At 59.5% G+C, this 7,386-nt stretch carries 6 protein-coding genes and 2 pseudogenes; 7 read left to right on the forward strand and 1 reads right to left on the reverse strand.

Features of this window, described 5'->3' with window-relative positions; translation table 11 throughout:
- Nucleotides 1–174 precede the first annotated feature (174 nt).
- From V7D69_RS10025 to V7D69_RS10035, 3 genes and pseudogenes are all read left to right on the forward strand, one after another.
- Entirely contained in the window at nt 175–1,491 is a 1,317-nt protein-coding gene (locus V7D69_RS10025) for a Rieske 2Fe-2S domain-containing protein (protein WP_324062224.1), read from the forward strand.
- A 90-nt stretch (nt 1,492–1,581) separates the two neighbouring features.
- The gene (locus V7D69_RS10030) at nt 1,582–1,986 is read left to right on the forward strand and encodes a dioxygenase (protein WP_333605724.1); all 405 of its coding nucleotides are present in this window, start codon (nt 1,582–1,584) and stop codon (nt 1,984–1,986) included.
- Nucleotides 1,974–2,428 (forward strand): annotated as a pseudogene (locus V7D69_RS10035) (dioxygenase family protein). The gene V7D69_RS10030 and the pseudogene V7D69_RS10035 overlap by 13 nt, the downstream one beginning before the upstream one ends.
- Before the next feature lie 112 nt (nt 2,429–2,540).
- Here the strand turns inward: V7D69_RS10035 and V7D69_RS10040 are convergent.
- Complete coding sequence (locus tag V7D69_RS10040) at nt 2,541–3,350, reverse strand: IclR family transcriptional regulator (protein WP_324062227.1); 810 nt, start codon at nt 3,348–3,350, stop codon at nt 2,541–2,543.
- A gap of 250 nt (nt 3,351–3,600) precedes the next feature.
- Here V7D69_RS10040 and V7D69_RS10045 point away from each other — a divergent pair, with 250 nt between their 5' ends.
- From V7D69_RS10045 to V7D69_RS10060, 4 genes and pseudogenes are all read left to right on the forward strand, one after another.
- A complete protein-coding gene (locus V7D69_RS10045) occupies nt 3,601–5,331 on the forward strand; it encodes an FAD-dependent oxidoreductase (protein WP_324062229.1) in 1,731 nt (576 codons plus the stop codon).
- On the forward strand, nt 5,322–6,389 hold the full coding sequence (locus tag V7D69_RS10050) for a maleylacetate reductase (protein ID WP_324062231.1): 1,068 nt from the start codon (nt 5,322–5,324) through the stop codon (nt 6,387–6,389). The genes V7D69_RS10045 and V7D69_RS10050 overlap by 10 nt, the downstream gene beginning before the upstream one ends.
- A 17-nt stretch (nt 6,390–6,406) precedes the next feature.
- Nucleotides 6,407–7,282 (forward strand): intradiol ring-cleavage dioxygenase, encoded by an 876-nt coding sequence (locus V7D69_RS10055; RefSeq protein WP_333605725.1) that lies wholly within the window; start codon nt 6,407–6,409, stop codon nt 7,280–7,282.
- A 10-nt stretch (nt 7,283–7,292) separates the two neighbouring features.
- Nucleotides 7,293–7,386: pseudogene (locus tag V7D69_RS10060) on the forward strand (succinyl-CoA--3-ketoacid-CoA transferase); the annotation flags it as partial.

Genomic DNA, 7,386 nt, shown 5'->3' on the forward strand with positions numbered 1-7,386 from the left:
TGATCCTTCGTTTCTGAAACCGGAAGGCGGGACGCATTGGCGGATTGTCTTGAACGTCCAATGAGTATATTATGCTTCTAAGGAAGCGTAAACCCGAGTCGATGTGATAACCATTCCTCATACGGTCGGGCCGACGCGGGCGAAAAGTAGGAAGATTTGGAAGGAGGAAATGCCATGCATCCCAATGACAATGAACTGATGTGCCGGGTCGGACGCGGGACTGCGATGGGCACCGCGATGCGCCGATACTGGACTCCCGCCATGCAGTCGAGCGATCTGCCAGAGCCGGGTGGCGATCCGCGTCGGGTGGTCCTGCTGGGCGACGCCTATGTGGCTTTTCGTGGCGAAGACGGTGTGGTTGGCGTGCTTGACGAGGGATGCTGCCACCGCGGTGTCAGCTTGGCTCTGGGTCGCGTGGAAGGCTGTGGCATTCGCTGCATTTTCCACGGGTGGAAGTTTGCTCCCGATGGCGAGCTGGTGGATGCCCCGAACGTCGCGGATGAAAACTTCAAGAAGCGCATTCGCGCAAAATCCTATCCGGTGCGCGAAGCGGGCGGCCTGATCTGGGTTTACCTGGGCCCGGCGGAGCTTGAGCCTCCGTTCCCCCACTATCCGTGGTTCGATGTCGATCCGAAGCACCGTATCAATGCTTATCTCGTTGAGCAGTGCAATTACGTTCAGACGATGGAAGCCTTGTGGGACTCAAGCCATCTGAACTTCCTTCACCAGGGACCTCTTTCGCATGGCGGAGATTCGGACCTGGAATTTGGCAAGAAAACCCAGAGCCTTCTGCTGAGTTCGCAGCCCCGCTTTGAAGCGGAACCGACGGATTTCGGGTTTCACTATGCCGCGTTGAGACCCGACGGAGACCAGGAGATCGCGCGCATACAGGCATTTATTCCACCCTATTCGGAGCACAATCCCAATGGCGATCTCTGGATGTCGGTGGTTCCGATCGATGATTATAATTCGATCTATTTCCATGTCTGGTGGGACAACAGCCGGGAAATCGGCATCGAACCTTATCGTTCCGAACATCTCCAGTTCATTGGATTGGATGATGATGCGCTGCGCGCATTCGGCATGACTTATGATACCATAAATGATCCTCAGAAGCCTTATATCCACAACGGGTTCAAGCAAGACCGGGCCGCGATGAGGGCGGGCCAGAGCTTTTCGGGCTTCCACAGCTTCACGCAGGAAGATTCGGCGGTGCTGATGTCGGCCGGCCAGCTCAAGGATCGCAGTAACGAGCATCTCGCTAATTCGGATGCTGGTATCGCGATGCTCTACCGCACCTTGCTGAAGGTGGCGAGAAGTACGGAACGCGGCGAGGATCCGGTCGGGCTTCACGCGAATCCGATGCAGATCATCGGACGAACCGCTCCTGTTCCAAAGGGCGGAACGTGGCGGGATCTTGTGCCTCACAAAAGGCCCGCCAAGGCCAGTGTGGAGCCCGGCGTCGAAATGGCGGAAGCTTCGGCTGATTGAGGATTGTAGAGCGCAGCGGCCCGCGGCCGCTGCGCCATTCCTCGCTTGCGGCGACAATTGGGTTGCCGCCTGCATTGCCTTGGAGAAAGCATGAGCCGCTACGAGGGTGACGTGACCCCGGCCGTGCTCGCTGTAATGGCCGCTACGCCTGATCCACGCTTGCGCGAGATCATGGTATCACTGGTCAAGCATTTGCACGGTTTCGTCAGCGAGGTCCGGCTGAGTGAAGCTGAGTTCCGCGAGGCGACCGCCATCATCAACCAAATCGGCAAGCTCAGTAATGACGCCCATAACGAGGCGGTGCTGATGGCTGGCACACTTGGTGTCTCGTCCTTGGTCTGCCTTCTCAACAATGGGGACAAAGGGGCAAACCGAAACCGCTCAAAACCTGCTTGGCCCATTCTGGCGAATGCACTCGCCATCCACGGAGAACGGCGGCACGATCGTCAGGTCCGATACGGTGGGCCCGCCGCTGTTTGTCAGTGGGCGGGGTAATAGATTCCGAAGGCCATCCCATTTTCGGCGCGGAAGTCGACATCTGGCACGCGTCGCCAGCGGGCTTTTACGAAAATCAGGATGCGGAACAGGCCGACATGAATTTGCGCGGTAAGTTCACGACCGACGCCGATGGACGGTTCTGGCTGCGGACAATCAAGATGGGGGCTATGCGATCCCTACTGGTGGAGTTGTCGGTCAGTTGTTAACGGCACAGAGCCGTCATCCCTATCGCCCTGCTCATCTCCATGCTCTTATCGCCAAACCGGGCTATAGGGTATTGATTAGGCAAATCTATGAGGCCGCCGATCCGCACATTGCTTCAGACGTGCAGTTCGGGGTCACTCAAGCCACAACCGGCGATTATATTCTGCACGACGAGGCGCATCCGGACGATGCCACCGTGACGGCGCCCTGGTCTCGCTCGACTATACTTTCGTGATGGAGCGCGGTGAAACCGTTCTCCCGCGCGCTCCGATCAAAAATAGCCTGAGGGCTGCATTCCGGCAGAATGAAGCGGCGGCTACGCGCCATCGAGTGATGCTGTGTCCAACTCAGCCTGTTTCGAGCCAATCGCAAATAGGATCGACCCAACCCTCCAAGAGCTTGGCCAGATTCGATGACCCCGCCTTCAACGCAGCTATTGCGTTCGCTTTCACGTCCTCGTTCAGTCGAACTTGCGGGATGGCGACGTTCAAAGAGGCAAGCGGCATGCCTTCCTTTGTAAGTACAGGAACGCCAAATCCGACAATGCCCGCGCGATGACCGCGAAGCTCGGCGTAGCCGCGTTTGCATATTTCCTGCATGGCCTTGTGGTAAGCCGCTTTGGTGCGGATCGGTGAACTGCTGTCCTTGCAGACGACCTGATCGAAATAGCGATCGTGAAATTCCGGTTCCATGTATGCGATAATCGCCTGGCCGGACGACATCCTGTGGGGCGGTTCCCGCTCTCCTTGAATCATCGTATATTGAAGTTGCTGATTGCCGGGGATTGTCGTGATCGTTTCGATCATGGCGTCAACAATCATATTGAAGCCGGCCGTTTCCCCCGTAGCTTGGACTATGCGCTCCACCGTTGCGCGAGCCAATGAATCGAGAGTGTTTCCCGCGATGGACGCCTTTACCAATGCGCGCCATCGCTCGCCCACTTGATACGTGAAGCCATCCGGCCGCTGCACGTAACCGCCGACCATCAAGCTGCTCAGGATTTTCGTCAGACTGCTCTTGGGAATTCCCAGCGAGTTCGCAAGTTGGGAATGCGTCAATCCTGGTGGGGCGTGCACAAGAATTTCCATGACTTCGAGCGCGCGATCGGCAGATTTGACCTTATCTTTCTTTTCCGAAACGAACGGCACGTTCTTCATAGGTATCCTTTACCCCCAATCGGCTTGGGCGTGGGCACTTCTTTGACGCTAGGCTCGACAAATGCAAGCCCGGCTATTCTCCCATGACGCGTCGTCCCTCCCGCGGGAATAGCGTCGGGGGTGGTTGTATCATCAGGGATCTTCCCTGACTACTTGCAATGTTCCGTATAATGAACTAGTCCCCGATTAGGAACTTGAGAATCGGCGTGAGCGCTGGATCAGGCGCATCGTCAAAGTTTAGGAGTCGGTAATGGGATTGGAGCCGTCCGCGACTGAGGTCGACGTGCTGGTGGCGGGGGCCGGGCCGAGCGGCCTGATGCTGGCCATCGAACTGGGCCGGCGCGGCATTCGCGTGCTGGTTGTTGATGAGAAAGCTTCGACCGCTGTCAACCCTCAGGCAAATGCCACTCAAGCGCGCACGATGGAGCATTACCGGCGGCTTGGCTTTTCCGAGGATGTACGCAAACTCGGCCTTCCGGTCGATCATCCGACTGACATTGCCTACTTCACGCGCCTGACTGAGCGGGAAATTGCGCGCTTCAGCCTGCCGTCATCGGGGCAGAGCGGCGAAGTGGTGCGCAAACTGCGCGGTAGCTGGAGCGCGGCCGAACTGCCGCATCGCGTGTCGCAGAAATATGTCGAGGTGATCCTGCGGCGGGAAGCTGAGGCATGCGATACGGTCACGGTCCGCTTTCTGAATCGCCTGACCCAGTTCACGGACCATGGCGATCATGTCGAAGCGGTGGTGGAAGGCGTCGAGACCGGTGAAAAGCAGGTCATCCGGTCGCGCTTCCTGGTGGGGGCTGACGGCGGCCGAAGTCCGGTTCGGGAGGCGCTGGGCTTCGTTTACGAGGGCGAGGGCGAACGTCAGCGCGAGATGATGGGCGGACACATGCTGGCGGTCTATCTGAGGGCGCCGGATTTCTTCGATATCATGCCGCATCCCAAGGCGTGGATGTATTGGACCTTCAATCGTCAGCGCCGGTCATGGCTGGCGGCGGTGGATGGTCGGCAGGACTTTGCCTTTCACACCCAGATCCGGCCAGGTGAAATCGAAGGCGAAGTCACCGCTGAAATCGCGAAAGAGATGTTCTATCAAGCGCTCGGCAAGCGGATTGACGTCGAAGTGCTGTCATTCGGCATGTGGACCGCCGGCTTTGCTCTGGTGGCAAACCGGCTGCGCAAGGGCAATGTCTTCATTAGCGGCGACGCCGCGCATCTGTTCACGCCGGCGGGAGGGCTGGGCTACAACACCGCCATCGAAGATTCCGTCAATCTTGCATGGAAATTGGCGGAGGCAATTCGGGGACAGGCCGGTCCCGCGCTGCTTGACAGCTATGAGGCCGAACGCCGCAAGCTTGCCATTCGCAACACCGGTTTCGCGCGGGCTCTTGCGGACTCGATGGGCTTGTACTTCGCTCCGGCCGAAATTGAGGATGACAGCCCGGCCGGCGAAGAGGCGCGCCGCGCCGCGGGGGAATATTTCAACGGCCATACCCGGGCGGAGTTCAATATCCCGGGGATCACCTTTGGCGGTCGCTATGACGGTTCGCCCGTAATTCCGGACGATCCCGCGCCCATTCCGCTCGACGAGCCCTCCAGCTACGTGCCGACCGCAAAACCCGGTGGCCGCCCGCCGCATGTCTGGCTATCCGACGGACGAAGCATCTTCGACGTATTCGGCAAGGAATGGACGCTGCTTCGCCTGGGTCCGGCGGCGCCTGAGGCTGATGGTTTCCTTGCGGCGGCACGTGTGGCGGGACTGGATCTGGAAATCGTCACACTTGACGATCAAGAGATCCGGGATATCTATGAGGCCGACCTCGTTCTCATCAGGCCGGACCAGATTGTCGCCTGGCGCGGGGAGAGCGATGAAAACGCCGCGCAGGTTCTGGCATTCGTTAATGGCTTTGCCGAGACTTTGCCGATCAAGGCCGTGGGAGACGGTGCAGGGGAAGATCGAGAAGCGGCATGTCGGTAGAGCCGTTCACTTATCAAACCTCTGCGTACCGCGTCCTTTTCGGGTCCGGTATCCTACAAGAGCTTGAGGCTGAAATCGCGCGCTTGGGAGTGGCGCGGGCCATGGTGCTTTCCACTCCCCAGCAAACTGACCTTTGCGACACCGCGAGCACGCTTCTGGAAAGCCGTTACGCCGCGCGCTTCACCGAAGCGGCGATGCACACGCCGGTCGCCGTGACCGAACGGGCGCTGGCGGTCGCCAAGGCGGCGGGGGTGGACGGCTTTGTCGCTGTCGGCGGCGGTTCGACAACCGGATTGGGCAAGGCGCTGGCCCTGCGGACCGGCTTTCCGGTCGTGGCGGTGCCGACGACTTACGCCGGATCGGAAATGACGAGCATTCTCGGCCAAACCGAGCAGGGCGAGAAGACGACCCTGCGTGACGCCAAGGTTTTGCCGCGCACAGTGCTTTATGACGTCGACCTGACGAAAAGCCTCCCTCCGCTGTCATCCGCGCTTTCCGGATTGAATGCGATGGCGCATGCGGTGGAGGCCCTTTACGCGCGAAATCGCAATCCGGTCGTCAACCTGATGGCCGAGGAAGCCTGTCGCGCTTTGATGGAGGCTCTTCCGGCGATTGTCGCCGAAAAGGGCGGCTCGGCCGGACGGGAAGGGGCTCTCTATGGCGCATGGCTTTGCGGCATCTGCCTGGAGCAGACCGAAATGGGCGTGCATCACAAGTTGTGTCACACGCTGGGCGGCAGTTTTGATTTGCCGCATGCGGAAACCCATGCGGTGATGCTGCCGCATACGTTGGCTTATAACGCCGACTATGCTCCCGAGGCGCTGGACAGGTTGGCGCGCGCTTTTGGCGGTGCTGATCCGCTCGCCAGGATTTACGAACTGCTGACGTCACTCGGCGGTCCGGTAGGGCTCAGGGATTTGGGTATGCCTGAAGCCGGCCTGGAGCGCGCTCTCGATTTGGCCTTGGCCAAGCCCTATCCCAATCCCCGCCCTCTTGAACGCGCCGCGATGCAGGGGCTTCTCGCACGGGCCTGGGCTGGCGAACCGCCGGCACGCTGACAGAAGGAACAGATCGAATGCACGGAAACAACGACAGCGAAGGGCTGACCCAGGCAGTTATAGAAAAGGTGTCTGGCGCAGCAGATCCGCGCGTGGCGCAGACCGGAGCCGCGCTGATCCGACATCTGCACGCTTTCATACGCGACGTTCGGCCTACTCAGGAAGAGTGGGAAGCGGGGATCGCGTTTCTCACCGATACCGGGCACATGTGCGATGACAAGCGTCAGGAATTTATCCTCTTGTCGGATGCACTCGGCGTTTCGATGCTGGTCGACGCGATCAATCACGGCGATGATCCGGTAGCGACGGAATCGACCGTGTTCGGACCGTTTTACCATCCGACCGAGGAATGGCCGCAGGGCGCGGACATATCGGGTACGATGACAGGGACGCCGCTGTTCGTTTCCGGCCGCGTGCTGGACAATCGCGGCAATCCGCTGGCCGGCGCGGTGGTGGATGTCTGGCATGCCGACGATCAGGGCTTTTACGACGTGCAAATGGAACGTCTCGAGGGGAAAGACGCTGGCCGCGCCTGGTTCCGCACTGACGGCGAGGGGCGGTTCCATTTCTGGACCATTCGTCCTTCCCCCTATCCGATCCCGAACGACGGGCCGGTGGGCAAGATGCTTGCGGCCCAGGGCAGGCACCCGTTTCGCCCGGCCCATGTTCATTTCATGATCCAGTCCGATGGTTATCGAAAGCTGGTCACGCATCTTTTCGAGGAAGGCAGTCCCTATCTCGATTCCGATGTCGTTTTCGGTGTGAAGCCCTCGCTGATTTGCGAATTTACCGAGCATCAGGGGGGCGTTGCACCTGACAACCGCCGGATGGACGGCGAGTGGCGCAGCCTGAACCACGACTTCATCCTGACTCCCCTCGCGGATGCCGCGTAAGGAGCCAGCTATGAACAAGGTGTTTCCCAATCCCACGGTCGCGCTGGGAGGGTTATTGTTTGACGGGATGAGTATCATGTCTGGGGGATTTGGGCTTTCGGGCA

It is taken from the genome of Novosphingobium sp., from assembly GCF_036733805.1.
Classification (GTDB): Bacteria; Pseudomonadota; Alphaproteobacteria; order Sphingomonadales; family Sphingomonadaceae; genus Novosphingobium.